The sequence below is a fragment of the Bacteroides sp. DH3716P genome (assembly GCF_025914115.1).
Taxonomy (GTDB): domain Bacteria; phylum Bacteroidota; class Bacteroidia; order Bacteroidales; family Bacteroidaceae; genus Bacteroides; species Bacteroides ovatus.
Genome location: NZ_CP083673.1, coordinates 5,480,774 through 5,505,683, shown reverse-complemented (window position 1 = coordinate 5,505,683; position 24,910 = coordinate 5,480,774). Strand labels below are relative to the sequence as shown.

General features: G+C 41.5%; 30 protein-coding genes and 1 pseudogene. 25 read left to right on the top strand and 6 right to left on the bottom strand.

Annotated elements, in window-relative coordinates:
• The 11 genes from KQP79_RS21005 to KQP79_RS20955 all read left to right on the top strand — a co-directional run bounded on the left by KQP79_RS21005 (nt 1) and on the right by KQP79_RS20955 (nt 9,379).
• Nucleotides 1-612 carry a transferase gene (locus tag KQP79_RS21005; RefSeq protein WP_117809185.1) on the top strand — a complete coding sequence of 204 codons (612 nt, stop codon included), beginning with the start codon at nt 1-3 and terminating at the stop codon, nt 610-612.
• A gap of 66 nt (nt 613-678) precedes the next feature.
• Nucleotides 679-912: an acyltransferase gene (locus KQP79_RS21000; RefSeq protein ID WP_117809186.1), complete on the top strand. Its 234-nt coding sequence runs from the start codon at nt 679-681 to the stop codon at nt 910-912.
• Nucleotides 912-2,015: a glycosyltransferase gene (locus KQP79_RS20995; RefSeq protein ID WP_117809187.1), complete on the top strand. Its 1,104-nt coding sequence runs from the start codon at nt 912-914 to the stop codon at nt 2,013-2,015. The genes KQP79_RS21000 and KQP79_RS20995 overlap by 1 nt, the downstream gene beginning before the upstream one ends.
• 5 nt (nt 2,016-2,020) lie before the next feature.
• Nucleotides 2,021-3,091, top strand: a complete 1,071-nt coding sequence (locus KQP79_RS20990) for a glycosyltransferase (protein WP_117809188.1) — start codon at nt 2,021-2,023, stop codon at nt 3,089-3,091.
• A gap of 113 nt (nt 3,092-3,204) precedes the next feature.
• Nucleotides 3,205-4,128 carry an ATP-grasp fold amidoligase family protein gene (locus tag KQP79_RS20985; RefSeq protein ID WP_117809189.1) on the top strand — a complete coding sequence of 308 codons (924 nt, stop codon included), beginning with the start codon at nt 3,205-3,207 and terminating at the stop codon, nt 4,126-4,128.
• Nucleotides 4,129-4,221: 93 nt separating this feature from the next.
• Nucleotides 4,222-5,763 (top strand): hypothetical protein, encoded by a 1,542-nt coding sequence (locus tag KQP79_RS20980; RefSeq protein WP_225483511.1) that lies wholly within the window; start codon nt 4,222-4,224, stop codon nt 5,761-5,763.
• A gap of 14 nt (nt 5,764-5,777) precedes the next feature.
• Entirely contained in the window at nt 5,778-6,302 is a 525-nt protein-coding gene (gene pssD, locus KQP79_RS20975) for a PssD/Cps14F family polysaccharide biosynthesis glycosyltransferase (protein ID WP_004303584.1), read from the top strand.
• Between the two features lie 13 nt (nt 6,303-6,315).
• Nucleotides 6,316-6,819, top strand: a complete 504-nt coding sequence (locus KQP79_RS20970; RefSeq protein ID WP_007752474.1) for a glycosyltransferase — start codon at nt 6,316-6,318, stop codon at nt 6,817-6,819.
• Nucleotides 6,820-6,940: 121 nt separating this feature from the next.
• The gene (locus KQP79_RS20965; RefSeq protein ID WP_117809191.1) at nt 6,941-7,930 is read left to right on the top strand and encodes an NAD-dependent epimerase/dehydratase family protein; all 990 of its coding nucleotides are present in this window, start codon (nt 6,941-6,943) and stop codon (nt 7,928-7,930) included.
• A 7-nt stretch (nt 7,931-7,937) separates the two neighbouring features.
• On the top strand, nt 7,938-8,936 hold the full coding sequence (locus KQP79_RS20960) for an MraY family glycosyltransferase (protein WP_117809205.1): 999 nt from the start codon (nt 7,938-7,940) through the stop codon (nt 8,934-8,936).
• Nucleotides 8,937-8,941: 5 nt separating this feature from the next.
• Complete coding sequence (locus tag KQP79_RS20955; RefSeq protein ID WP_117809192.1) at nt 8,942-9,379, top strand: WbuC family cupin fold metalloprotein; 438 nt, start codon at nt 8,942-8,944, stop codon at nt 9,377-9,379.
• Between the two features lie 284 nt (nt 9,380-9,663).
• Here the strand turns inward: KQP79_RS20955 and KQP79_RS20950 are convergent, their stop codons facing one another.
• From KQP79_RS20950 to KQP79_RS20940, 3 genes are all read right to left on the bottom strand, one after another.
• Complete coding sequence (locus KQP79_RS20950) at nt 9,664-10,092, bottom strand: N-acetylmuramoyl-L-alanine amidase (protein WP_138343716.1); 429 nt, start codon at nt 10,090-10,092, stop codon at nt 9,664-9,666.
• A 4-nt stretch (nt 10,093-10,096) separates the two neighbouring features.
• Nucleotides 10,097-10,204 (bottom strand): smalltalk protein, encoded by a 108-nt coding sequence (locus KQP79_RS20945; RefSeq protein ID WP_004303578.1) that lies wholly within the window; start codon nt 10,202-10,204, stop codon nt 10,097-10,099.
• A gap of 176 nt (nt 10,205-10,380) precedes the next feature.
• Nucleotides 10,381-10,869 (bottom strand): DNA-binding protein, encoded by a 489-nt coding sequence (locus tag KQP79_RS20940; protein ID WP_074705283.1) that lies wholly within the window; start codon nt 10,867-10,869, stop codon nt 10,381-10,383.
• A 219-nt stretch (nt 10,870-11,088) separates the two neighbouring features.
• Here KQP79_RS20940 and KQP79_RS20935 point away from each other — a divergent pair, with 219 nt between their 5' ends.
• Nucleotides 11,089-11,307, top strand: coding sequence for a DUF4248 domain-containing protein (locus KQP79_RS20935; RefSeq protein ID WP_004295574.1), 219 nt, complete (start codon nt 11,089-11,091; stop codon nt 11,305-11,307).
• Between the two features lie 181 nt (nt 11,308-11,488).
• On the opposite strand, the gene KQP79_RS20930 is transcribed toward KQP79_RS20935, so the two are convergent.
• On the bottom strand, nt 11,489-13,330 hold the full coding sequence (locus KQP79_RS20930) for a DUF3987 domain-containing protein (RefSeq protein WP_118299446.1): 1,842 nt from the start codon (nt 13,328-13,330) through the stop codon (nt 11,489-11,491).
• A gap of 38 nt (nt 13,331-13,368) precedes the next feature.
• A complete protein-coding gene (locus KQP79_RS20925) occupies nt 13,369-13,992 on the bottom strand; it encodes a BT4734/BF3469 family protein (RefSeq protein ID WP_004303574.1) in 624 nt (207 codons plus the stop codon).
• Between the two features lie 166 nt (nt 13,993-14,158).
• Between KQP79_RS20925 and KQP79_RS20920 the strand changes: the two genes are divergently transcribed.
• The 13 genes and pseudogenes from KQP79_RS20920 to KQP79_RS20860 all read left to right on the top strand — a co-directional run bounded on the left by KQP79_RS20920 (nt 14,159) and on the right by KQP79_RS20860 (nt 23,948).
• A complete protein-coding gene (locus KQP79_RS20920) occupies nt 14,159-14,311 on the top strand; it encodes a hypothetical protein (RefSeq protein WP_004317950.1) in 153 nt (50 codons plus the stop codon).
• A gap of 33 nt (nt 14,312-14,344) precedes the next feature.
• Complete coding sequence (locus KQP79_RS20915; protein ID WP_138343718.1) at nt 14,345-14,530, top strand: hypothetical protein; 186 nt, start codon at nt 14,345-14,347, stop codon at nt 14,528-14,530.
• Nucleotides 14,531-14,591: 61 nt separating this feature from the next.
• Nucleotides 14,592-15,755, top strand: a pseudogene (locus KQP79_RS20910) (AAA family ATPase); the annotation flags it as partial.
• A gap of 287 nt (nt 15,756-16,042) precedes the next feature.
• Nucleotides 16,043-16,468 (top strand): SoxR reducing system RseC family protein, encoded by a 426-nt coding sequence (locus KQP79_RS20905; RefSeq protein WP_061448273.1) that lies wholly within the window; start codon nt 16,043-16,045, stop codon nt 16,466-16,468.
• A 7-nt stretch (nt 16,469-16,475) separates the two neighbouring features.
• Nucleotides 16,476-17,390 carry a Fe-S cluster domain-containing protein gene (locus KQP79_RS20900; protein ID WP_234120818.1) on the top strand — a complete coding sequence of 305 codons (915 nt, stop codon included), beginning with the start codon at nt 16,476-16,478 and terminating at the stop codon, nt 17,388-17,390.
• Nucleotides 17,391-17,414: 24 nt separating this feature from the next.
• Entirely contained in the window at nt 17,415-18,752 is a 1,338-nt protein-coding gene (gene rsxC / locus KQP79_RS20895; protein WP_004309220.1) for an electron transport complex subunit RsxC, read from the top strand.
• Between the two features lie 5 nt (nt 18,753-18,757).
• The gene (locus KQP79_RS20890; RefSeq protein WP_008022713.1) at nt 18,758-19,765 is read left to right on the top strand and encodes an RnfABCDGE type electron transport complex subunit D; all 1,008 of its coding nucleotides are present in this window, start codon (nt 18,758-18,760) and stop codon (nt 19,763-19,765) included.
• Entirely contained in the window at nt 19,762-20,499 is a 738-nt protein-coding gene (locus KQP79_RS20885) for an RnfABCDGE type electron transport complex subunit G (protein ID WP_009039486.1), read from the top strand. Before KQP79_RS20890 ends, KQP79_RS20885 begins: the two co-directional genes overlap by 4 nt.
• Nucleotides 20,500-20,513: 14 nt before the next feature.
• A complete protein-coding gene (rsxE, locus tag KQP79_RS20880) occupies nt 20,514-21,098 on the top strand; it encodes an electron transport complex subunit RsxE (RefSeq protein ID WP_004295586.1) in 585 nt (194 codons plus the stop codon).
• Nucleotides 21,099-21,120: 22 nt separating this feature from the next.
• Nucleotides 21,121-21,693, top strand: coding sequence for an electron transport complex subunit RsxA (gene rsxA / locus KQP79_RS20875; protein ID WP_004303570.1), 573 nt, complete (start codon nt 21,121-21,123; stop codon nt 21,691-21,693).
• Between the two features lie 223 nt (nt 21,694-21,916).
• Nucleotides 21,917-22,951 carry a UDP-glucose 4-epimerase GalE gene (gene galE, locus KQP79_RS20870; RefSeq protein ID WP_074909197.1) on the top strand — a complete coding sequence of 345 codons (1,035 nt, stop codon included), beginning with the start codon at nt 21,917-21,919 and terminating at the stop codon, nt 22,949-22,951.
• Between the two features lie 324 nt (nt 22,952-23,275).
• On the top strand, nt 23,276-23,575 hold the full coding sequence (locus KQP79_RS20865; protein ID WP_004295589.1) for a type II toxin-antitoxin system HigB family toxin: 300 nt from the start codon (nt 23,276-23,278) through the stop codon (nt 23,573-23,575).
• 10 nt (nt 23,576-23,585) lie between these two features.
• Nucleotides 23,586-23,948, top strand: coding sequence for a helix-turn-helix domain-containing protein (locus tag KQP79_RS20860; RefSeq protein WP_004295590.1), 363 nt, complete (start codon nt 23,586-23,588; stop codon nt 23,946-23,948).
• Nucleotides 23,949-23,980: 32 nt separating this feature from the next.
• Here the strand turns inward: KQP79_RS20860 and ispE are convergent, their stop codons facing one another.
• Nucleotides 23,981-24,811, bottom strand: a complete 831-nt coding sequence (ispE, locus tag KQP79_RS20855; protein ID WP_234120815.1) for a 4-(cytidine 5'-diphospho)-2-C-methyl-D-erythritol kinase — start codon at nt 24,809-24,811, stop codon at nt 23,981-23,983.
• Between the last annotated feature and the right edge of the window lie 99 nt (nt 24,812-24,910).

Below are 24,910 nucleotides of genomic sequence, written 5' to 3'. Positions count from 1 at the left end.
ATGAAATTTGAACACTACAAAACTAGAAACGGGAGCGAAATAGATATTCCTATTCCCACAAGTTACAGAGACTGTCTTGAACTCCTGAAAAGTGATTACTTTAGGATTTATGGACGAGTCGATAGTCTTGGGGTGATATGGTTAAAGTCATTTCGTGATAGGGCACTTAAACATTTGTTTTGGTTGAGATTTGCAAGTTATCGTGGCTGTCTCTATCCTATATGTAAATTGCGTCATGAACATTATAAACTTAAGTATGATTGTCGAGTTCATGCTGGATCTAAGATCGGCTATGGTTTGTATTTAGGGCATGCAATGAGCATGTGTGTTAGTATTAGGTGTATTATTGGAAATAATGTTAATTTGTCTCAGATGAGTAATATAGGTACAAATGAGGGTAATCAAGCAATTATTGGCAATAATGTATATATAGGTCCTATGACTTGTTTGATAGAAGGTGTACATATTGGCGAGAACTCATTGATTGGTGCAGGTTCAATAGTAACGAAAGATGTTTATTCGAATAGTACTGCTGTAGGAAATCCTTGTAGAGTAATTGGAGAGAATAAACATCCTGAGTACATTCAAAATCGATGGTTGATTAAAAGATAAAAAATGGGGGTATAAAGACGCATTTATCTTTTTTTTGATTGTTGAAATATTTTAACTGTTATTGCTGTGATATATATAGGTGATGTCACTATTTATGAGTATGTGAATATTGGAACAAACAACGGCAAATCAGCAATCATTGGAGATTATGCAACCATAAATTCTCGTGTGTGTATTGTAGGGACAATAAATATCGGAACTGATGCGGTGATTATGGCAGGATCTGTGGCTACCAAAGATATTGAGCCTTTTGTGATTGTCGGAGGTAGTCCTGCAAAGAAAATAGAAACAAAGGAATAATGAAAATAGTAGAACTCATAACATTCTTAGCCGGTGGAGGTGCAGAACGCTTTGTTGTCGATTTAAGTAATCAGTTAGCTAAAGAAAACGAAACATATCTTGTCACTATTTTAGATGATAAGAAGGAAACGGAAGTTAGGAATTTTTTTAGATCGGAGATTTCCGATAGTGTACATTATGTGAATTTAGGGCTTCCGAATGGCCTCAAGTTGTCTAGTCAGTGGAGGGTATATACTGCTCTCAAAGCACTCAATCCTGATGTAATTCATGTACATATGATTCCTACCCTTAAATATAGTGCATTGGCTATAGGATTGCTTTCTTTTTCGAAGAAAGTGTATTTTTCCGTACATAGTGATTTGCATAATGGTTACGATAAGGGACTGCTGAGGTTGTATTGCAATATTTTGGGAAGATGGGGCCGTTTTAAATTGTCTTGTCTCTCAGAAAAAAACTATGCTGATTTTAAGGCATTTTATTCGCGCACCCCTATACGTTGTATAACTAATGGACGAGCTCCAATAGTTTCTACAGATTTATTTGGAGCGGTAAGCAATGAGATGAATCTGCTTAAAAACAACGCTTCCTCCCTCTTACTGATTCATGTTGCGAGGTGTCATCCGGTAAAAAATCAGAAGCTTCTGATTGAATCAGTGAACATACTGGTACAAGAGGGTTACAACATTGATTTGATTGTCGTGGGTGCAGGATTTAATACTCCGGAAGGACAGTCGATAGTATCAATGGCGTGTAATAGGATTCACTTTGTCGGACCTCGAAAAAATGTGGCTGATTATATGCTAAATGCCGGTATTTTTTGTCTATCCTCAAATTTTGAAGGAATGCCAATCACACTTCTTGAAGCAAGTCTTGCGGGACTTCCAGCTGTGAGTACTCCGGTGTGCGGAGCTGTGGATTTGATTAAAGATGGTGTAAATGGCTTTCTCAGTAAATCTCATAGTTTGGAGGATTACAAGAATGCTTTAATAAAAGCCATTGATAATTATGATTCAATTAAGGAAAATGCAATGAGCATGAAGGACAACAGTCCTTATACAATTGCTGGGTGTGCAAGAAAATATGTGGAATACTTTAATGAATAAACTTCATGTCTGAATCAAGTATATTTGAGAAAGTTCTGTTTGTGGGAATGGATTACAAGATTCCCAAAGGGGGCATTGCTAGTGTACTCAATACTTATTCTATTTTTATTCATCCTTTCAAGTTTGTCAGGACTGCTGCAAGTGAATTGAACAATGTGCAGAAAGTATGGTATGCTGTCAGTGGATATTTGTTGCTCATTTGGAAACTTTTCACTGATCGAAAAATTGAGATTGTACATATTCATTCTGCTTCTGGTACTAGCTTTTGGCGAAAGACCTGTGCAATAAAGATTGCAAAGATGATGGGGAAAAAAGTAGTTTTTCATTGTCACGGAGGTGGCTTTAAAGAATTCAGACTCTCGAATATTAAAAAAGTGGATGTTATTTTAGCAAAAGTAGATTGTGTCGTGTGCCTTTCCGGTGAATGGAATAATTATTTCCAGAGTATCGGATGTAAGCATATTGTGACTATCAAAAATGTGATAAGAGAACCAAATATTGAGAATGTTGAAAAGAATGGAGTTGTACATTTTCTATTCCTTGGACTAATTTGTGATAGCAAAGGTATTTTCAATGTTTTGAAGGCGATAGGAGATCATAAGCAGGAACTTCAAAATAGGATAGTTTTGCATATAGGGGGGAACGGGGAGACAGATAGACTTCTTTCAATTATCAAAGAGTTGGGAATAGAAACATTAGTAAGATTTGAGGGGTGGGTTGATAAAGAGAAGAAACAATATTTATTGAATTTGGCGGATGTTTACATTCTTCCTTCATTTATTGAAGGTGTGCCTATTTCCATTCTTGAGGCTGAATCATATCATAAACCTGTCATAACCACTAATGTAGGAGGGATTCCTTCTATTGTGCAAGATCGTGTGAGTGGGGTGTTTGTCACTCCCGGAAATGATAAAGAGATATATCTGGCTATGAAAATGATGGCTGAAAGTGAAGAGCTTAGGCAGAAGTATGGTGAAGCTAGTTACAGAATAAGTCGGGACTATCAGCCTGAGGCTATAAAAAAAGAATTAATAGGGTGCTATGATAAAATTTTAAAAACGAGTAATATAAGATAGGATGAGTTGCGCTAATCTCTTGATTGGATGTACAACAGATTTACGATTATAGTATAAAGACTGTCATTACAAAAGACTTATTGAAAGATATCAATATTTTATAATATACTGTTATGAAGAAAGTCATTCTTGCAGTTGTAGCTTTGTTTTGTAAACTTCATTTGTTGAAGCCTATACAAGTGGCTCGGTTGAAGTACTTCTACAAGTTTCATAAGATGCCGAATTATGAGCATCCTACCGATATTAACGAAAAGATTAATTGGAACAAGTTTTATGGTGATACTAGCCGATGGGCTGACTTAGCTGATAAATATAAGGTTAGAGAATATGTGCAGTCTTTAGGACTTGGAGATACACTGGTAAAACTTTATGGTCGATGGGACAAGGCAAGTGATATAGATTGGGACAGGCTTCCCAATCAGTTCGTCTTAAAAGTGAATAACGGTTGTGGTGATATTCTTATATGTCGTGATAAAGATAAGCTTGATAAAGCTACTGTTATAGATACTTATGATAGACTTGTATCAATTAAATATGGTGATGTTACGGGTGAACCTCATTATGCCAGAATTCAGCCTTGTGTCATAGCGGAGGAGCTTCTTGATATTAATAAACAGTCTATCAATACCTCTTCGCTAATTGATTATAAGGTTTGGTGTCTCAATGGTAAACCATATTGTATATGGTGTGCTTGGAACAGAGGAAAGGAAGGGGCTGATACCGGAGTCTATGATTTGGATTGGAATTATCATCCGGAGTGGTCCGTATTTACGGAGCATTACAGACAAGGTAAAGAAATTCTTCCTAAACCAAAGTGTTTTGAACGTATGCTTGAAGTTGCATCTAAGTTATCTGAAGAGTTCCCTATACTTCGTGTTGACCTATACGAAGTAAATGAAAAAATATATTTTGGAGAACTTACTTTTACTTCACTCGGCGGATTTATGGATTATCTTACTTCAGAAATTCTTTTGGATATGGGAAGCAAAGTCAGAATAAATGAGATATCAGAAGAATATGTACATGTTAAGTGTTGAGAGTGTATTGAAAATCAAACATACACAATGTTTTTAGGTAGATATATAGATATGTTTTTTATAGGGAAAAAAATCAGACGAAATAGTTTATTGATGCAACAGGTATTTACGTTTTTGTTTTTTGCAATAGTGTTGTTGTGTCTGTTTCCTTTGTATGCTATACAAAAGGGGGTAAAGCCATATTCAGATAATAAAGAAGTAAATAGGTATATTAAGGAGGTCTACGTAAGGAATGTTCCGGAAAATTTTGATTCGCAAAAAATAACAATTTGTTTTGGCCTAAAGTCTAAGAAAACTAGACGTTATTATAATTATATCAGAATAGGTGATGAAAGCAAGGGACCTTCAGGCTATGTGGAAATTTTATCTCATCTTTACGATACTTATCAGGAGGCAATATCGGCTTCCAAAACTTATAAAGGTATTATTGAAAGCAAGGTTGGACTGTTAAAGTGTGATTTTTCTCAAGTACCTGACGCTTATTCAAAGTCGTTTGTTTGTAATTATTATGATATCACAAATATTGATAATTCTCCTGATATAAAGCAATATATGCGGAAGAATAGAATGCTGATTGAGACGACAAAAGTTAAAACTAAGGCTTTGAAGAAAGCTATCAATGGTAAAAATACATATCAGTGTGAAGATCAGTTTGCGGATTTGTCAGAAGTGGTTATATATCGGAATGGTAGAAGAGTGAAGCCCGAGAATTATACTCTTTTCAAACAAGGGAAAGTGCAATTTAATGATTGCGAAAAAGTAGTACAAGGACAAGTGTTTTTTGAGTATGACCGTAATGTAAAGCATTATAAGCCATATTCCAATGACTTGTCTTGTGACGTTTCGGAATTTCAAGATGTCCATAATGGTTCTGAAGGGATGATGTATTCGTTTGTACCAGACCCAACAGGAGAAAAACGCAATGTGTTGATGATAAACTGCAAAAGTTTACTCAAAGAAGCCTCAAATATGAGACAGCAGTTTTCTTTGGCAAAGTATCCGTTAACTTATTTCAAAGATAGAATCAAGTTCTTTCTACCCGAAGATATGAAAGAAGCTATGTTGTCATACCCAAAAGCTATTACATGGTTTAGTATTCAAGGGTCATGGTGTAATTTTGGCTCATCTACAGGTCAGAAAACAGATATGTATTCTGGTTCTGCCAATTCTTTCGGGATATCAAAACCTGCCCCTGATTCAAAAGAACTCTATTTCCATTTACTTTGTCGGAGGAGACACTGTGATGTCAATATTGGTCTTGAGAACTATGATGACTTGAATGACGAACTTTCATCTTTTCTAGTGAAGGCCGGTGAATGGATTACAATTGAACGAGAGTGGAAAGTGGGTAATCCGGGAATATGTAATCATACTATTATTGATTCCGAAGGTAGGCATGAGTTTTATGTAAATGCATATAATAGTGTATGTGATCCTGAGAATGAGCCGGAACGTTATGCAGACAGATACGCAGGAACAAATCCGTACAACGTCTGCTTTCCTTTTATTTGTAAATTATATACGAGTAAAGAATTGGCACAATATTGCATTGATATGATAGGGAGCTGTTATTTATATTATAAGGATTATGAATTGATAGAGGCTGAGAATGTGAATGCATTAAATAAAGAATAGATAAATGGTGACATATGGTAAAATTGAATAATATAGTGATTTTTGCCTGTAATGAAGGAGGGCATTTTGCTCAGCTGATGGCTTTGAAGGAGCTCTTTAGCAAGTACGATTCTGTTATACTCACCGATAATAAACGCGCAAATAAAGGAATACCGTCACTTAAAGATGTAAAAGCGATTGAGTTTGCGATGGCGTTTGCGGATAAACGTGATGAACTTACTAAGGATAAAGATCGTAAATTGACTCATGCGAGTTATCTGTCTGCCTATTGGAAGCTCTTCAAGCAGTGTCATGCGATATGGAAGAAGTATCGTCCGAAAGTGATTATCTCTACAGGAAGTAATATTGCAGTGCCACTTTGTTTTATTGCGAAGTTTCATGGTTCCCATTTTGTGTACATTGAGACTCGCGCCAAAGTGTATAACAAAACTATTTCAGGTAAGATCGTAGAACGCTTTGCAGACAAGGTTATAGTCCAGTGGCCCGAAATGGTTGATGTTTATAAGGGACATGCAGAGTATTATGGAACCTTAGTATAAGGAGGACAAGAATATGATTTTTGTAACAGTAGGAACACAGCCTAATGGTTTTCTTCGTTGTTTACAGGAAGTAGAGATGCTTATTGGGAAATATGGAATTACGGAAGAAATTGTAGCGCAGATCGGAAATACCGACTTCGAGACCAATAAGTTTACGACCATACGCTTTACCGGTGAAAATGAGTTCAAGAAATATATCAAGAATGCTTCTGTTGTGATTTCTCATGCAGGTAGTGGTGCTCTTTTTAACAGTATTAAAGCAGGCAAAAAAGTGATAGCCATGGCTCGTCTGCATGAATTCAATGAAATGGCCGATAATCATCAAATAGAACTCGTTAAGAAACTTAGCGATGGCGGATATATTATTGACGGAACTTATTCTCTTGTAGAAGCATGGCCAAAACTTGAGGGTTTTGTTCCCAGAAATAATGACTTCAAATGCGAGATAGTGCCAGTATTGGACAGGTGGATTTCTGCGTGGATGGAGCAAGAAGGACGACGGATAAGTAATTTATAGCGAGGAAACCAATGAGGTGGTTATTTTTTGCATAAGAATAAGAATTTAATTCAGTTCTATTTAGGAGTATAGGATATCAGTACTGGAAGAAATAATAGAATAACATAAAATAATTTATCAAATGAATATCCTCATTACTGGAGTCCACGGTTTCGTCGGCTCAAATTTAGTGAAAGCGCTTTCGCCTGAGAATACAATATATGGTCTGGACATTGTGGCTCCAGAGAAGGACGGTATAGTAAAGACTTTCTCATGGAATGATCTGGGTGGCATTGATTTGCCGCAGATTGATGCTGTTATCCATCTTGCTGGTAAGGCACATGACACTCGGAACAAGAGTGCGGCGGATGTGTATTTCAAGGTAAATACAGGTCTTACTCAGCGTATTTTTGATTGGTTTCTTGCCAATGAATCTGCAAAGAAGTTTATATTTTTCTCTACCGTAAAGAGTGCTTCTGACAAAGTGGAAGGCAAATGCCTTACAGAAGAATGCGTTCCCACTCCCGTAGGTCCTTATGGAGAGAGTAAAATTAAAGCGGAGGATTATATAATCGGGCATTTCGCACCTGAAGCTCTCAAACGTCCTTATCACAATTTTGATGATGGCGACTCTCTTGTAAAAGGGAAGAATGTGTACATTATACGCCCTTGTATGATTCACGGTCCTGGAAACAAGGGTAACCTCAATCTTCTTTATGGAGTAGTGAATAAGGGGATTCCATGGCCTCTTGGTGCTTTTGAGAATCGCCGTTCGTTTACCAGTATTGGAAATCTTTGTGTAGTAATTGACGGATTTTTAACTAAGAATGTATCTTCGGGCATTTACCATATGGGAGACGATGAAGCTCTTTCAACTAATGAACTCATTCAGGTTATTTGTGAGGCTCTTGGTAAGAAAACTCATATATGGTGCATTCCGAAAGGTCTGATGAACGGAGTTGCAAAAGTGGGTGGGTGGTTTCATCTTCCGCTTAACCCTTTTCGGATGCAGAAACTCACAGAAAATTATGTAGTGAGTAATGCCAAGATCAAGGCTGCTCTTGGCATTACGCGGATGCCGGTAAGAGCGAAGGATGGATTGATGGACACTATTAGAAGTTTTAAGCAGTAGAATGATTATGAATGCATACTTGACTTACGGAATTATTTTTGTGATTCTATTGGCATTAGAGTTATGCTATTTCAAGGTGGCTGACCACTTTAATATTATTGACAAACCCAACGAACGCTCATCACACTCTACGATTGTATTGCGTGGTGGAGGTATAATATTCTTGATTAGTGTATGGATTTGGGGCGCTTTCTTTGGCTTTCAATATCCTTGGTTTCTAGTCGGCTTGACATTAGTAGCAAGCATTAGCTTTGTAGATGACATCCATTCATTACCGGACTCTGTAAGATTGGTTGCTCAGTTTGCAGCTGCCGCAATGGCATTCTATCAGCTTGGCATATTACATTGGTCAATGTGGTGGATAATATTACTGGCACTAATAGTCTATGTCGGTGCCACGAATGTAATAAACTTCATGGATGGAATCAATGGTATCACAGCAGGATACTCTTTGGCTGTATTGATACCGTTGGCACTGGTGAATATAAATGGCGTTTTTGTAGAACAGAGTTTGATCATATCTACGGTTCTTGCTTCATTGGTGTTTTGTATTTTCAATTTCCGTCCGAAAGGGAAAGCGAAATGCTTTGCAGGAGATGTCGGCTCTATCGGCATTGCTTTTATCATACTGTTTCTGTTAGGTAATGTGATGATCAAGACAACGGATATTACTTGGCTGATATTCCTGTTGGTATATGGTGTGGATGGCTGTCTGACTATTGTACATCGTATTATGTTGCACGAGAACTTGGGCGAGGCACATCGTAAACATGCTTATCAGATTATGGCTAATGAGTTGAAAGTGGGGCATGTAAAAGTTGCATTGTTGTATACGGTTATGCAATTAGTGATTTCTCTAGGATTTATCTATCTTTGTTCCGATACGGTGTTTGCTCATTGGTTATATCTGGTGGGTGTATCAGCTGTATTAGCTATTGCTTACATATTGTTCATGAAAAAATACTATCGTTTACATGAAGAATATCTCATATCATTGAAACAATAACGATTATGGAATTTGATAAAGAATTTTTAGATAAGTTATTTGAGCAAGCTATGGAGAATCCACGTTTGCGTCAGAACTTCGATTTGCGTACCTCACCTGCCGATACCAGCCAGCGAATGCTTAACGCGCTACTTCCGGGTACAGTTGTGCCCATTCATCGACATGAAGATACTACCGAAACAGTAATCTGCCTGTGTGGTAAGTTGGACGAAGTAATTTATGAGGAAGTCGTTTCGTATGAGAAGGATACGGATGATTTTCAGAAGGGGATGAGTGTACAAGATGTAGCTCGTAAGGTTGAGTATCGAGAAGTACAGCGTATCCATCTCAATCCTATAGAAGCCAAGTATGGTTGTCAGATACCTAAGGGTGCATGGCATACTGTGGAAGTGATTGAACCATCTGTCATCTTTGAGGCTAAAGATGGAGCTTATGCTCGTTAAACGATGAAAAACAGATGGAATGAATAGGAAGTACTGAAAGTGCTTTTTAATACGTTATGTTATAATTGAATATTTACAATGAGATGGAAAAATGTAGGTCCCTAGATTCATGTGACAAACATGAATCCCTACATTTAGTAGATTAGGAGCAATATAGTGGTATTGTCCTAATCTCGCTCTTCATATTAGTGTTAACACTAATATGATTTCCAAAAATACCAACTGTCTGTGAAGATCGTTGATATTTTTTTATACAATAAGCTGTGGTGGAAATCTAAAAGGAGCTATTTTTGATAAGAAATTATTTGGGAATACTCTTTCACCGCATCAAAACACGGACATCCTTTCATTGGATTCAAGTCCCGGTGTCCCACGACCAGTGCTTTCGGAAACTGTCTTTTCAACTCCCTCAACAAAGCAAGCAAAGCTCCTTTTTGCTCCAATGTACGTGTATCTTTCGGTTTCCCGTTCGCATCCAGTCCTCCCTCATAACAAACACCTATCGAATGGGCATTATGATTACGACAGTGTGCTCCAATCTTTTCTAAAGCACGTCCCCGGTGAATCTCCCCATCACGAGTAATGTAAAAATGATAGCCAATATCACGGAAACCACGGTGCAAGATATGATCCTGTCGGCAAGCCTCCGCCGAAAGGGACTTTCCTTCCGGCGTGGCACTGCAATGAATGATAATTAATGTAATAATCCGCATGGGATTACATGCAACTTTGTATTCCGAACACACCTCCGATGGCGGTGGCTACAGTGATAACGATTTTGAGGACTAAGCTCCATACAGAGCGGGGAGATGATGATTTACTCATACAATAACAGGTTTTAAATAAATTAATAATAGTTTTCTTTTACCACAGATTTACTGTAGGTTTGCCATAGGTTTACCACAGATCTACACAGACTCACACAGATAAATAATCGACTACTTTAGCAACTACCAATTCAATATAATCTGTGGAAATCTGTGTCCTCTGTGGTGAACCTTTTAAGCAGCCGGGTCAGGCGCTTCGCCACCTCCATCCGGTTTCGGATCAGGGTTGTCGCCCGAATCAGAACCTCCGCCGGCAGTTGTCGGTTTCTGATACTCCGTCTGCTGCTTCAACTGGCTGTCGAGCTTCAGGTTCGTGGTAGACAGATTACCTGTGGCACGGGCTTTCAGACGCATGCCGCTAATATTCTTCTCTAACGAGAACTCTTCCAGCGTATCGGCTGCCTTACTGCGAATACCCACACCAAAAATGGCAAGATCATCAATTTTCACACACTTGCCGTCTAGCAACAATTCCTTGATGCAATCTACCATATCCGAAAGCACACCTTTGATGACACCACCGGAATACGGTGAATTGTGCTTCGACATATGTTCGGCAAGCTTTGCCAAATCAAACGTCTCGTCGCTTACTGCACGGGCGAACCACTTACCCGCATTCAAGCCTTTCTTCTGCTGGTTCTGATAAATTTTGTAACGAATCATAAAACAATAAATTAAAGGGTTAAACATATTGTCCGGGGATTCTTTTCCCTTTCGACGATACAAAAATACTACTCCGGATCTCCCGGAAATCAGCAGTATACGGTTGTGTCTGGTAGCGGTCGGTTATTTGTCATTATAGTCGGTTATTCAATGGAAAAACGTTGGTTATATAGTCGTTTTTTCGTATTTTTGTAACAGTAAATCAGAAACATAACCATCATGAGCGAATTTAAGATACGTGCTTACGGACGCATGGAACTGGCGCAACTTTATTCTCCGCAACTAACTGACATTGCTGCCTATCGAAAAATGAAGAAATGGATCTCTTTGTGTCCCGGACTTCTGCAACGCTTGTACGACTTAGGCTACGAATCAAAGCGACGCTCATTCACACCATTGGAGGTGAGAGTCATTGTGGATGCCCTGGGAGAGCCTTAAATAAAGCGTTGCTTTATGGTGTCTAAAGCACCGCTTTACGATGTCTAAAGCTTAGCTTTACACCTCCTAAAGCGATGCTTTATGCAGGACAAACGATTGTATCAGTCAAAACGGATGCGGTAATTGAAATGACTACTGCATCCGTAAGTAAAACGGGTACAGTAGGTACACTTTTTCCGGTTCACTCATACACACACGCACGCGCATACAACCCTTTACCGTCCATACTGATTAATTTTCCGTGTTTGGTGAGTCGTTTCAGCCAAGTGAGGGCTGTGTTTTCTTTAATTCCCATGGCAACTGCTTCTTCCAGTAACTGGGTACGAGTAAATTCATCACCCAGTTTCTGGAAAAGATAATCACGATCGGCATTAGGACGGTGGCTGATTTCTGTATTGGGGAGGAACGATAGAATATGCGTGGCATGACAGTAGAGAGGTTCCGCAAGACTAAGCACAGCATGAAAGTCTTCCTGTGAAATGGATACATCCCAACGAGTGATGATGTCATCTTTGCGGTTGTCCGCAGGAATCTCCTTGTCCGGTGTGAAAGGAGAGGTGGGAGAGGTCTTGAAGTCGTAGGGTTGCGGGCTTTCGAGGGCACGCAATACAGCTACTTCCGACATGATTCTGCATAGATTGACGGCCAGACGTGCCACAAAACTATACATTTCCCTTCCATTAGCTACACTGGAGCGTTCAAACAAGTCGGAAAAGACGGCGTCGATTTCTTCTTTTTGTTCATCCGTAAGTTGCAGGGTATGAATGCCGTGTGTTTTTATCACGCTCAACTTTTCTTTCCATTCCAGTCCCATAGCGGTGAATATCTCCTCCCAATCTATCTCGTTGTCCATAAATTGGCTGATCCATTTACTGATTCCGCACATGTAATAATATAATTGGCGGGAGTATGATCCGTCTTCTGCCGTCGGAATGAAAGTTTGCACCTGCGACGGCGTACCCGAAATCAGGACAGAAAGATAGCTTTTCTTCACTTCCCGGTATTCCTGGTCGGTGCGGCGGTTGTAGGACAAGCGGTCGTGGTCGAACGCTTTGCGCAGGGTATCGCTCCAATGACCGTGGTCCGATCCGATGGCGGTGGAAAGGGTGTCCGCTTCCGCTTCGCAGATAAGTCCGGTTCCGTCGGAGTCCATGATGTTTTGTAGGATACCCGTACCGGTGTTGTTGCCCGAAATGAGGAACATCCTGTTAGGGGGCATTTGTGGAGCCTCCTTTTTGGTTCGTTCTTTTCCCATTGCATCGTACTCGGCTTTCTCTTTTTTGTATGCTTTCATCTGTATGGTCACTTCTTTGCGGATCTCGTCGTGGATAGGTTCCACGAGTAAGCGGATGTAGGAAAGGATACCTTTGCCGGAAGCCGAAGGAGCCACTACGAAACATTGGAGGCTGGGGTGATGGTATTTGCCGCCATATAGGCATCGCACGTGGCGCGACATACAAGCACCCAGGGCAGTGAGCGCTCCCAATAACATGATGTCGTGTTGTATTGGGCTGCTCCCGGCTTTTATGATACGTTGCAAGAATTCCGGCCAGTTGTTTTTCGGAAAAGTGGGCAATTGATGTTGCGGTTCACTGCCCGGCAATAGTTCTTCTTCCCCTTCTCTTTCTTCGGAGATATTGTCATTCCCTACCTTATTATACGCGCCCGTGTGTGGGGGAAATTTGCGTGCTGTACCTGCTGTACCTTTTGTACCTGTGGGATGTTTGGGCATTTCTTCTATGCAGATGCTTACTCCCGTCGCTTCGGCCAGGTGGAAAGCGGTGCCCAAGTGCACTTCTCCACGTTGGGTGTGGAGTGCGTTGGAGAATACCCGTTCGGCATGTTCGCGCTGATACTTGGGAGACACCCGGCACAGGCGATGAAAAAAGTCACGTCCTGCTTCACCGCAATCCGTTGCGATGGCGAATGACAATTGTACGTATTCAAGATAAGTGGGAGCAATGTCCGCTCCTGCCGCTTCGACTGCTTCGGTGAGACGGCATAAAGATTCAATATCGGTCATGTTTTGATTTTTATAAAATAATGTTTAATTATTCTCGTTTACTTGGTTCTGAACAATGCTTCCGGGTCGTAACTAAGGAAACAGGATCTCACGAGGTCTTTGCCGGAGAAATCTACTTTGGATTTCGTTTCGGAAGAAACCGCTGTTACCGTATTGTATGCCGTCTCTACGTACCGCATCGCCCAACTCATGTTTTCTGTGATATTTTTTGTATCATTTGTCGTGGAGGAATAATGGCAAGGAACAAATGCCTTTACACCCAGTCCGCTGGGGCTGATAAAGGTGAGTACAGGTTGTAGGAGAGGGTCGTCATAGAGCATACGTCGCATTTCTACTGCTTCCTGATAAGAGTGGAGACCGTCCACATCTACTATCACCAGATGAGACGGGGAGACGAAATCCTTACAGCTACGGCGGGTGAATGTGCCGCAAGGGGTCACATAGGGAAGCAATGATGCTTTGGCGGCTCGTATATCTGTGGCATTCCGTACTTGTGCGGTCAGGGTTTTGAGATTCTCATTGCAAGTAATCATTTGGAAAACTTGTTCGATGGAGACTTCGCAGAAGGGGATAAGCGTGGGAGGAGTCATCAGTCGGCCTTGTTTGTCTTTGATGGGAGCGATAGGTGGCATAAAATAGGACATTCTGTAGTTGTTTGACATCATTTTCTTTTTGTTTCAAGTTAAAATGTTTATTTTTGCAAAAAATATGAGTGTGTTTCAAAACACGGCGTAAAATTAGTAAATGCAAAATAGACATCGTCCCGACATGTTGGGATGAAAGTGAAAATAATTAACCGTTACGGTGTAATTTTAACAATAAAAAAGAATGGAAAATGAAAAAGGTTTATATGTAGCTTTAGGAGTTTACATAGGAGAGTTGCAAAAGCGTGCGGATTTGAAAAATGACGAAATACGGAAGAGCGTACACATCGGCCACTCTACTTTTAATGATTTAAAAAAGGGGCAAAACGCCCATTGAGTGATTACGTAAAAGTGGTGGAGTGCTGTCTGGATGCCTTCAATGAAGAGGAAGCCGGAGTTATCTGGGATGAATGGAGGAGAATGTATTTTCGATACAGGAGAAGAAAAGAGGAGGAGAGAGGAGAACGGTGAAAAAACAGATAAGGTAAAAGCGGCAGGCGGGAAAAAGTTTCCCGCCTGCGGTCTTTATGAATGGATTTTTTTTGTAGCTTTGTGAAAAATAAGATTGATATGGAAGATTTGTCTGGTAATTTTTATAATTTAAGAAAAAGAAGCGTATGAGTAGCAAGATATACCCCATTGGCATACAGAACTTTGAAAAAATCCGGAAAGACGGTTATTTCTATATTGATAAGACTGCTTTGATTTATCAGATGGTGAAGACAGGCAGTTATTATTTCTTGAGCCGTCCCCGTCGTTTTGGAAAAAGTCTGTTGATATCTACGCTTGAAGCGTATTTCTTGGGCAAGAAAGAACTTTTTGAGGGCTTGGCCATGGAAAAGCTGGAAAAGGATTGGACTACATATCCCATTTTTCATATCGATCTTAATACGGAGAAGTATGATACGCGGGAGAGCCTGGACAGTATATTGAATTTCACATTGGAGAAATGGGAACAGCAATATGGCACCGCTCCGTCGGAAACAACTTTTGCATTGCGTTTTCGCGGCCTTATTGAACGGGCTTATGAGCAAACCGGGCAGCGTGTGGTCATTCTGATAGATGAATATGATAAGCCCATGTTACAAGCAATAGGTAACGAGGAGCTTCAGAAGGAATTCCGTAATACCATGAAAGCTTTTTATAGTGTGCTGAAGACCATGGACGGTTGTATTCAGTTTGCATTTTTGACGGGAGTGACGAAATTTGGTAAGGTAAGCGTGTTCAGCGATTTAAATAATCTCGATGACATCTCAATGCGGAAGCAATACGTGGATCTTTGCGGAGTTTCTGAAAAAGAATTGCATGATAATTTGGAAATTGAACTGCATGAACTGGCGGATGCAAAGGAGCTGACTTATGGTGAACTGTGCAATAGATTGAGGGAGTACTATGATGGCTATCATTTTACATACAATTCTATCGGAATATATAATCCGTTCAGCTTGCTTAATACTTTTAAATATAGAGAGTTCGGTAGTTATTGGTTTGAAACGGGAACTCCTACTTATCTAGTGGAGTTGCTGAAAAAACATCATTATGACTTGGAACGTATGGCGCATGAGGAAACGAGTGTCGCTGTATTGAACAGTATTGATTCAACATCGGACAATCCCATTCCGGTCATTTATCAGAGCGGTTATCTCACTATAAAAGGGTATGACGAAGAATTTGGAATTTATAGTTTAGGCTTCCCTAATCGCGAAGTAGAGGAAGGATTTATTAAATTTTTGCTTCCCTTTTATGCGAACACCAATGCGGTAGAGTCGGAGTTTGAAATATAGAACTTTAACGCGAAAATGCGTAATATTGAGAAATGGATAGTGGAGTAATCTGTGAAATAATTGATGGAAAATCCCGGCTGAAGAAATAAAACGGCTGGGATTTTTTGTTTAGGATGTCTATTTGCCATTCTTGAAAAATATCAAATGGTAGCTATATCTTTTCCGTGTGCGATAACGAAAACGCAAAAAATAACAATTTATTATGTAGAAAAAGTTGGGGGAATGCTTCGTAGTTCACAAATAATGATTAAATTTGCCGCGATTTGTAATGCGGAGTTTGCAAAATGACGAATAATACTATAAAGCATCTAGGTATTGTGGAAAACATCCAAGGTTCTCATCTGTCGGTGAGGATTGTCCAGACATCGGCTTGCGCGGCTTGTAGCGCAAAGGGGCATTGTTCCTCGGCGGATAGTAAGGACAAAATCATAGATATTATAGATACCGCGGCTTCTTCCTATCAGGTGGGAGAGAAGGTGATGGTGGTCGGCGAAACGTCGATGGGCATGATGGCGGTAGTGTTGGCTTTCGTACTTCCTTTCGTACTTCTTATATTTTCGTTGTTTCTTTTGATGGCATTGGTAGAGAATGAACTGTATGCGGCTCTTCTTTCTCTGGCTGTCCTTATACCTTATTATTTCGTTTTATGGCTTAACAAAACGCGACTCAAACAACAATTTTCATTTACTATAAAACCAATAAATAACTAAAAACATTATGAATTTGATTCTGATTGCAGTGATTTCATTGGGAGCTATAGCGCTCGTGTTGGCCGCTATTCTTTATGTGGCTTCCAAGAAATTTGCCGTGTATGAAGACCCGCGGATTGCCCAGGTGGGAGAAGTGCTTCCCCAGGCTAATTGTGGTGGATGTGGCTATCCCGGTTGTAGCGGCTTTGCCGACGCTTGCGTCAAAGCCGGTTCGCTGGATGGTAAATTCTGCCCCGTAGGCGGACAGCCTGTCATGGCACAAATTGCTGATATCCTAGGGCTTGCAGCCGGAGAAGCTGAACCGATGGTAGCAGTGGTAAGATGTAACGGAACGTGTATGAATCGTCCGCGTATTAATCAGTACGACGGTGCGAAGAGTTGCGCTATTGCCGCTTCGCTCTATGGTGGGGAAACGGGTTGTAGTTACGGATGTCTGGGGTGTGGTGACTGTGTGGCTGCCTGCCAGTTCGATGCCATCCACATGAATCCTGAAACAGGACTTCCGGAAGTGGATGAAGCGAAATGTACCGCTTGCGGTGCCTGTGTGAAGGCTTGTCCGAAGGCGATTATCGAAATCCGTCCGCAAGGAAAGAAATCACGCCGTGTGTATATCTCTTGTGTGAATAAAGACAAGGGAGCTGTGGCACGCAAGGCTTGTACGGTGAGTTGTATCGGCTGTGGCAAATGCGTGAAGACTTGTCCGTTCGAAGCTATCACGTTGGAGAACAACTTGGCTTACATCGATCCGCACAAGTGTAAATCTTGCCGGAAATGTGTGGAAGTCTGTCCGCAGAATACCATTATCGAATTGAATTTCCCGCCGCGGAAACCGAAAGAAGAAGCTCCGGCTGCTCCGAAACCGGCTACAAAAGTGGAAACTCCTGCTGCAAAGGCTACAGAAGCTCCGAAAGTAACAGAATAATAACAGAAAAAAATACAGAACTGTATGTTAAAGACATTTTCAATTGGTGGAGTTCATCCACACGAAAATAAATTGTCGGCACATCAACCTATTATCACAGCGGAAGTTCCTGCAAAGGCTGTTATTTTGCTGGGGCAGCATATCGGTGCGCCTGCAAAACCGGTTGTAGCGAAAGGGGATGTGGTAAAGGTAGGCACACGGATTGCCGAACCTGCCGGCTTTGTTTCGGCAGCAATTCACTCTTCGGTCAGTGGTAAAGTGGCGAAGATTGATACCATAGTCGATGCCAGCGGTTATGCGAAACCTGCCATCTTCATTGATGTGGAAGGCGACGAATGGGAAGAAACAATCGACCGTAGCACCACACTGGTGAAAGAGTGTGAACTTTCCGCAGAAGAGATCGTGAAGAAGATTGCCGATGCTGGAATCGTAGGTCTGGGCGGTGCTTGTTTCCCTACGCAGGTGAAACTTTGTCCTCCTCCTTCTTTCAAGGCTGAATGTGTGATTATCAATGCCGTAGAGTGTGAACCTTACCTGACTGCCGACCATCAGCTGATGCTGGAACACGCGGAAGAAATCATGGTGGGTGTTTCTATCCTGATGAAAGCGGTGAAAGTGAACAAGGCATTTATCGGAATCGAAAATAATAAGCCGGATGCTATCGAACTGATGACCAAAGTGGCTTCCAGCTATGCAGGTATCGAAGTAGTGCCCTTGAAGGTGAAATATCCGCAAGGAGGTGAAAAGCAGCTGATCGACGCGATTACCAAACGTCAGGTGGCGAGCGGTGCATTGCCTATCTCTACGGGAGCAGTCGTGCAGAACGTGGGAACAGCATTTGCCGTTTATGAAGCTGTACAGAAAAATAAGCCGTTGTTCGAACGTGTGATTACCGTGACAGGAAAGTCGGTTGCGAAACCTTCCAACTTCCTGGCTCGTATCGGTACACCGATGAAACAGTTGATTGACGCTTGCGGTGGTCTGCCCGAAGATACGGGTAAGGTGATCGGTGGCGGTCCGATGATGGGTAAGGCGCTCGTAAATATCGAGGTTCCTACTGCGAAGGGCAGTTCCGGTATCCTGATTATGAATCAGAAGGAAGCCAAACGTGGTGAGGCGCAGACTTGTATCCGTTGCGCGAAGTGCGTGAGTGCCTGTCCGATGGGACTGGAACCGTACTTGCTCGGAGCCTTGTCCGAAAACGGAGATTTTGAAACAATGGAAAAAGAAAGAATCATGGATTGTATCGAGTGCGGCTCTTGCCAGTTCACTTGTCCTGCCAACCGTCCGTTGCTCGACTACTGTCGTCTGGGCAAAGGCAAAGTAGGTGCTATGATTCGTGCACGTCAAGCTAAAAAATAACGAATATGGAAAATAAATTAATCGTATCACTATCACCCCACGTTCATGGCGGAGACAGCGTACAGAAAAATATGTATGGCGTGCTGATCGCACTGATTCCGGCTTTTCTGGTGTCTCTCTATTTCTTCGGACTGGGTGCCCTGATTGTCACGGCTACTTCCGTTGCAGCTTGTTTGTTTTTCGAATGGGCGATCGGGAAATATTTAATGAAGAAACCTACCACCACCATCTGCGACGGCTCTGCCATCATCACAGGTGTGTTGCTGGCATTCAACTTACCGTCTAATCTCCCTATCTGGATTATCATTCTGGGTGCACTGTTTGCTATCGGTGTAGGCAAAATGTCTTTCGGCGGATTAGGTTGCAATCCTTTTAATCCGGCACTGGCAGGACGTGTGTTCCTGTTGCTTTCTTTCCCGGTACAGATGACCAGCTGGCCGGTAGTCGGACAGTTGACCGCCTATACGGATGCTACCACCGGTGCCACTCCGCTGGCATTGATGAAACAAGCGATTCATGCTGCAGATAAAAGTGCGGCTATGGATGCTTTAAACCAGATTCCGGATGCATTGAGTTTGCTGATCGGACAGAATGGCGGATGCTTGGGTGAAGTGAGTGCATTGGCTCTATTGATCGGACTGGTTTATATGCTCTGGAAGAAGATCATTACCTGGCATATTCCTGTGTCTATCCTGGCTACCGTGTTTATCTTTGCAGGTATCATGCACTTGGCAGATCCGGAAAAATATGTTTCTCCGATATTGCAGTTGCTCTCCGGTGGTCTGATGCTGGGTGCTGTCTTTATGGCAACCGACTATGTGACTTCTCCGATGAGTAAGAAAGGAATGTTGATTTATGGTGTATGTATCGGTCTGCTGACGGTTGTCATCCGTCTGTTCGGTGCTTATCCCGAAGGTATGTCGTTCGCCATCCTGATTATGAATGCGTTCACTCCGCTGATTAACACCTATTGTAAACCAAAACGCTTTGGGGAGGTAGCGAAGAAGAAATGAAAAAGTTAGAATCATCTTTAAAGAATATGTTGCTGGTACTTACGGGCGTGACTGCTGTCTCCGTAGCGTTGCTGGCTTATGTAAATGAACTGACAAAAGGCCCCATTGCCGAAGCGAATGCGAAGACACTGAACGAGGCTTTGAAAAAGGTTCTTCCCGAATTTACCAATAATCCGGTAGCGGAAAGCGATACGATCTTCAGCGAGAAAGACGGAAAGAAGAATGTTGACTTTATCGTTTATCCGGCTAAGAACGGCGAAGAATTGGTAGGAACGGCCGTCGAAGCTAAATCAATGGGATTTGGTGGCGAACTGAAAGTGTTGGTAGGCTTTAACGCCGAAGGTAAAATCTATAATTACTCGTTACTCGCTCACGCGGAAACTCCGGGACTGGGTTCTAAAGCCGACAAATGGTTCGGAGCATACGACCCGGCCAAGGGAGAACAGGCTGTGTCTCATGAAGAGAGTAAAAAGTCTATTTTGGGGATGAATCCGGGTGAAGCTCCGTTGACCGTCAGCAAAGATGGGGGAGCGGTGGATGCCATTACAGCTTCTACCATTACTTCACGTGCGTTTTTGAATGCTGTAAATGCTGCTTATCAGGCTTATAAGGCAGAAGGTGGTAAAGTGAATGGTGTCAGCGGTGCTTCTCAAAAGGCTACAGGCGCAGACTCTGACACTGCTACGGGAGCTACGATAAAAGTTGAACTTACTGATTCGGTCAGTGCTAAATAAGAAAGGAGACAGATATGAATAACTTTAAAGTAATGATGAACGGGATTATCAAAGAGAATCCTACGTTTGTACTCCTGCTCGGTATGTGTCCTACATTGGGTACGACTTCGTCGGCCATCAATGGTATGGGTATGGGACTGGCTACCATGTTCGTATTGATCTGCTCGAATGTGGTGATCTCTTTAATCAAGAACCTGATTCCGGATATGGTGCGTATCCCGTCGTTTATCGTGGTGATCGCGTCTTTCGTAACCTTGCTTCAAATGGTGATGCAGGCATACGTGCCTGGACTGTACGCTACGCTCGGACTTTTCATCCCGTTGATTGTAGTGAACTGTATTGTGTTGGGACGTGCCGAAGCATTCGCCGCCAAGAATAACGCAGTTGCTTCTATGTTCGACGGTATCGGCATGGGACTTGGTTTCACCATTGCCCTGACATTGCTGGGGGCTGTCCGTGAATTTCTGGGAACCGGTAAGATTTTCGATCTGACCATCATGCCGGAAGAATATGGAATGTTGGTATTTGTATTGGCTCCGGGTGCTTTCATCGCTTTGGGATACCTCATTGCGCTGATTAACAGTTTCAAGAAAGCCTAATTCAATTAAATAAGAAAAGAATATGGAATATATATTGATATTTATTTCGGCAATCTTTGTAAACAACATCGTGTTGTCGCAGTTCTTGGGTATCTGTCCGTTCCTAGGCGTATCTAAGAAAGTAGAGACTGCGATGGGTATGAGCGCTGCGGTTGCTTTCGTGTTGACCATCGCTACCATCGTTACCTTCCTGATTCAGAAGTTTGTATTGGATGTTTTCGGGCTGGGATATTTGCAGACGATTACGTTCATTCTGGTCATTGCCGGATTGGTGCAGATGGTGGAAATCATTCTGAAAAAAGTATCGCCTGCTCTGTATCAGGCTTTGGGCGTGTTCTTGCCTTTGATTACAACCAACTGTTGTATTCTTGGTGTGGCTATCCTGGTGATTCAGAAAGACTACGACCTGCTGACAGGTGTTGTGTACGCGTTTTCTACGGCCATCGGTTTCGGTCTGGCACTGGTGCTTTTTGCCGGATTGCGCGAACAGATGAGCCTCGTGAAAGTACCTAAAGGAATGCAAGGCACTCCGATTGCCTTGATTACCGCCGGTTTGCTTGCTATGGCATTCATGGGATTCTCCGGCGTGGTGTAAGGATTTACAGTTGATAATTAAATAGGGGATTGGAAGCTCTGCTGTATGGCGTCATACAGCTTTGAGTTTCCAATTCTTTTTTATACCTGATTGCCACCCAATCGTACCTAAATTACTTTTCAGCAAATAAAATTGTGGCAAATTATTGCTATTCCATTTTATTTCCATACATTTGTAACTCAAACAATGATAAGCCGAGAAACTAACCATTTTTATAAAGTATATGAAAGAAAGAATTTTAGTAACAGGCGGGACAGGATACATAGGGTCTCATACTGTTGTAGAACTACAAAACAGTGGATATGAAGTAATCATCATCGATAATTTATCAAATTCAAGTGCTGATGTTGTTGACAATATAGAGAAAGTTTCCGGTATTCGCCCAGTTTTTGAAAAGCTGGATTGTCTGGACTTTGCTGGTCTTGATGCAGTATTTACAAAATATAAAGGAATTAAGGCGATCATTCACTTTGCAGCGAGCAAAGCAGTAGGAGAATCGGTACAGAAACCGTTGCTTTACTACCGTAATAACCTGGTTTCTTTGATTAACCTTCTCGAACTGATGCCAAAACATGGAGTAGAAGGTATTGTGTTCTCTTCTTCCTGTACAGTATACGGCCAGCCGGATGAATTGCCGGTAACAGAAAAGGCTCCGATTAAGAAAGCGGAATCGCCATACGGAAATACGAAACAGATTAATGAAGAGATTATTCGTGATACGGTAGCTTCAGGTGCTCCGATCAATGCGATTATGCTGCGCTATTTCAATCCGATTGGTGCGCATCCTACGGCATTGCTGGGTGAACTGCCTAATGGGGTTCCTCAAAACCTGATTCCATATCTGACCCAAACCGCCATCGGCATCCGTGAGAAACTTAGCGTGTTTGGTGACGATTATGATACACCGGACGGTTCTTGTATCCGTGACTTTATCAATGTCGTTGACTTGGCTAAAGCACACGTGATTGCTATCCGTCGTATCTTGGAAAAGAAACAAAAAGAAAAAGTAGAAGTATTTAATATTGGTACAGGACGTGGTGTTTCTGTATTGGAATTAATAAATGGCTTTGAAAAAGCCACTGGCGTAAAATTGAATTATCAGATTGTCGGACGTCGTGCAGGTGACATTGAAAAAGTTTGGGCTAACCCGGATTTTGCTAATAAAGAGCTGGGTTGGAAAGCCGTAGAAACTTTAGAAGATACTTTACGCTCTGCATGGAACTGGCAGCTGAAACTCCGTGAAAGAGGGATTCAATAAAAGAGAAACTTGTTTTAAATAACATAAAAGTTTAAACAAATCGTGCATGCGATTTGTTTAATTGATGCTAATCGACCTGAAGCTATTTATGAGTATGCGAATATTCGTAAATAGTACTTATGTCTCCCCGGCATAGACAGGAAAGATTGCATAGTAGTTTTGTCGTGTTTTATTTTGTGTTTGTGTTGTGACGGTACTACGACGTGAGTCGTGGTACCGTTTTTTTGGTACGCCCAGCATGGATGTTCTGTTTTATAAAATATTTAGCACTAATTCTTTTGTTATCCAAAATTATTTTGTAATTTTGTATCAAATGAATAAGATATGAGAGTAGTATCACATAAGAAATTGAAAGATTTCTACGAGACGAAAGGGTGTGAAGATTCACGTGTTGCTTTAGAACGTTGGTATGATATAGCGGAAAAAGCAGAATGGCGGAATTTGTCTGATATAAAAGCGGATTTTCTATCGACTGATTATGTGGGCAATCAACACTATGTTTTTAATATCAGAGGGAACAACTATCGGCTGGTAGTGGTTGTTAAATTTACGGTGGGATACATTTTTGTCCGTTGGGTGGGAACTCATAAAGAGTATGATAAAATAGATTGTTCAACTATATAATATAATAGATATGACTAAAATAACGAAAGAACAATACGAATTTGCATTGGCAAGAGTCGAAGAACTTCTGCCTTTGGTGGACGACAGCACTCCTGCAAATGACAAGAGCATGGTGGAGCTTTCTGTTATGTCTGATATAGTGATTGCGTATGAGAAGGAACATTTTCCTATAGAAAAACCAACCGTAGCAGAATTGATAGAATTGTCCCTTGAAGAAAAGGGGATGACACAAAAACAGCTTGCCAGTGAAATAGGGGTTAGCCCTTCACGCGTGAATGATTATATTTCGGGTCGCTCGGAACCTACTTTAAAAATAGCTCGCTTGCTTTGCCGGGTACTCAATATACACCCCGCTGCCATGTTGGGATTTTGAAAAAATAGTCAAAACATAATTGTTAGTGAGATTTATTTGTTTAATGTACCTTTGAAGCAGAATACGTCAGTTCCCCAATCAATTTCTGGTAAGACGAATCCGGGAGTAAACAGCCCGAATACGGATGAGCCGGAGCCGCTCATGGATGCGTAGATTGCTCCTTGATGATAGAGCTCTTCTTTGATTTCTTCGATAACGGGATGTTGCGGGAATACACTTGCTTCAAAATCATTGATTAACGTATCCTTCCATTCTTGTACAGGACGCTGGATTGCCTCCCTAACCGGATATTTCGGACGATGGGGATGAATGTTTGAAAAGGCTTCCCGGGTGGAAACAAAAACATTCGGTTTTATAATCATGATTTGGTAGCCGTTTAATGAAAGTTCGACCGGGGAGAAGATGTTTCCAATTCCCTCGGCAAATATCGGTCTGTTTTTGATAAAGAAAGCGCAGTCTGCTCCCAAAGTGGCAGCGTATACTTCCAATTGTTCTTCGGATACTCCCAGCTGATAATGATCGTTGAGCAACTTTAGCATAAAAGCGGCATCGGATGAACCGCCCCCCAGTCCGGCTCCCGAGGGAATATGCTTATATAAATGAATTTCGACAGGGGGAAGATGAAACTCCTTATCCAGCAATGAATAGGCCTTTGCCACCAGGTTGTCTTCCGGATTGCCGGCTATCTCCATGCCATACTGGTGGAGGATAATCTTCTTTTCTGTTTCAGAAGAAGTACGGATTTCGAGAGCGTCTTCGAGGGCTACCGGATAGAAAACGGTTTCCAGATTGTGATATCCGTCCGGGCGTTTTTCCGTGATGGAAAGTCCCAGGTTTATTTTGATATTAGGAAAAGCGAGCATAAGGTTATTTACTATTTTAGATTTTCAACGGTTTAATATAACCGTTTGAAGAATAAACATTTAACTGAGTATTTGAGAAACAGTGGTAACGAGTTAGCA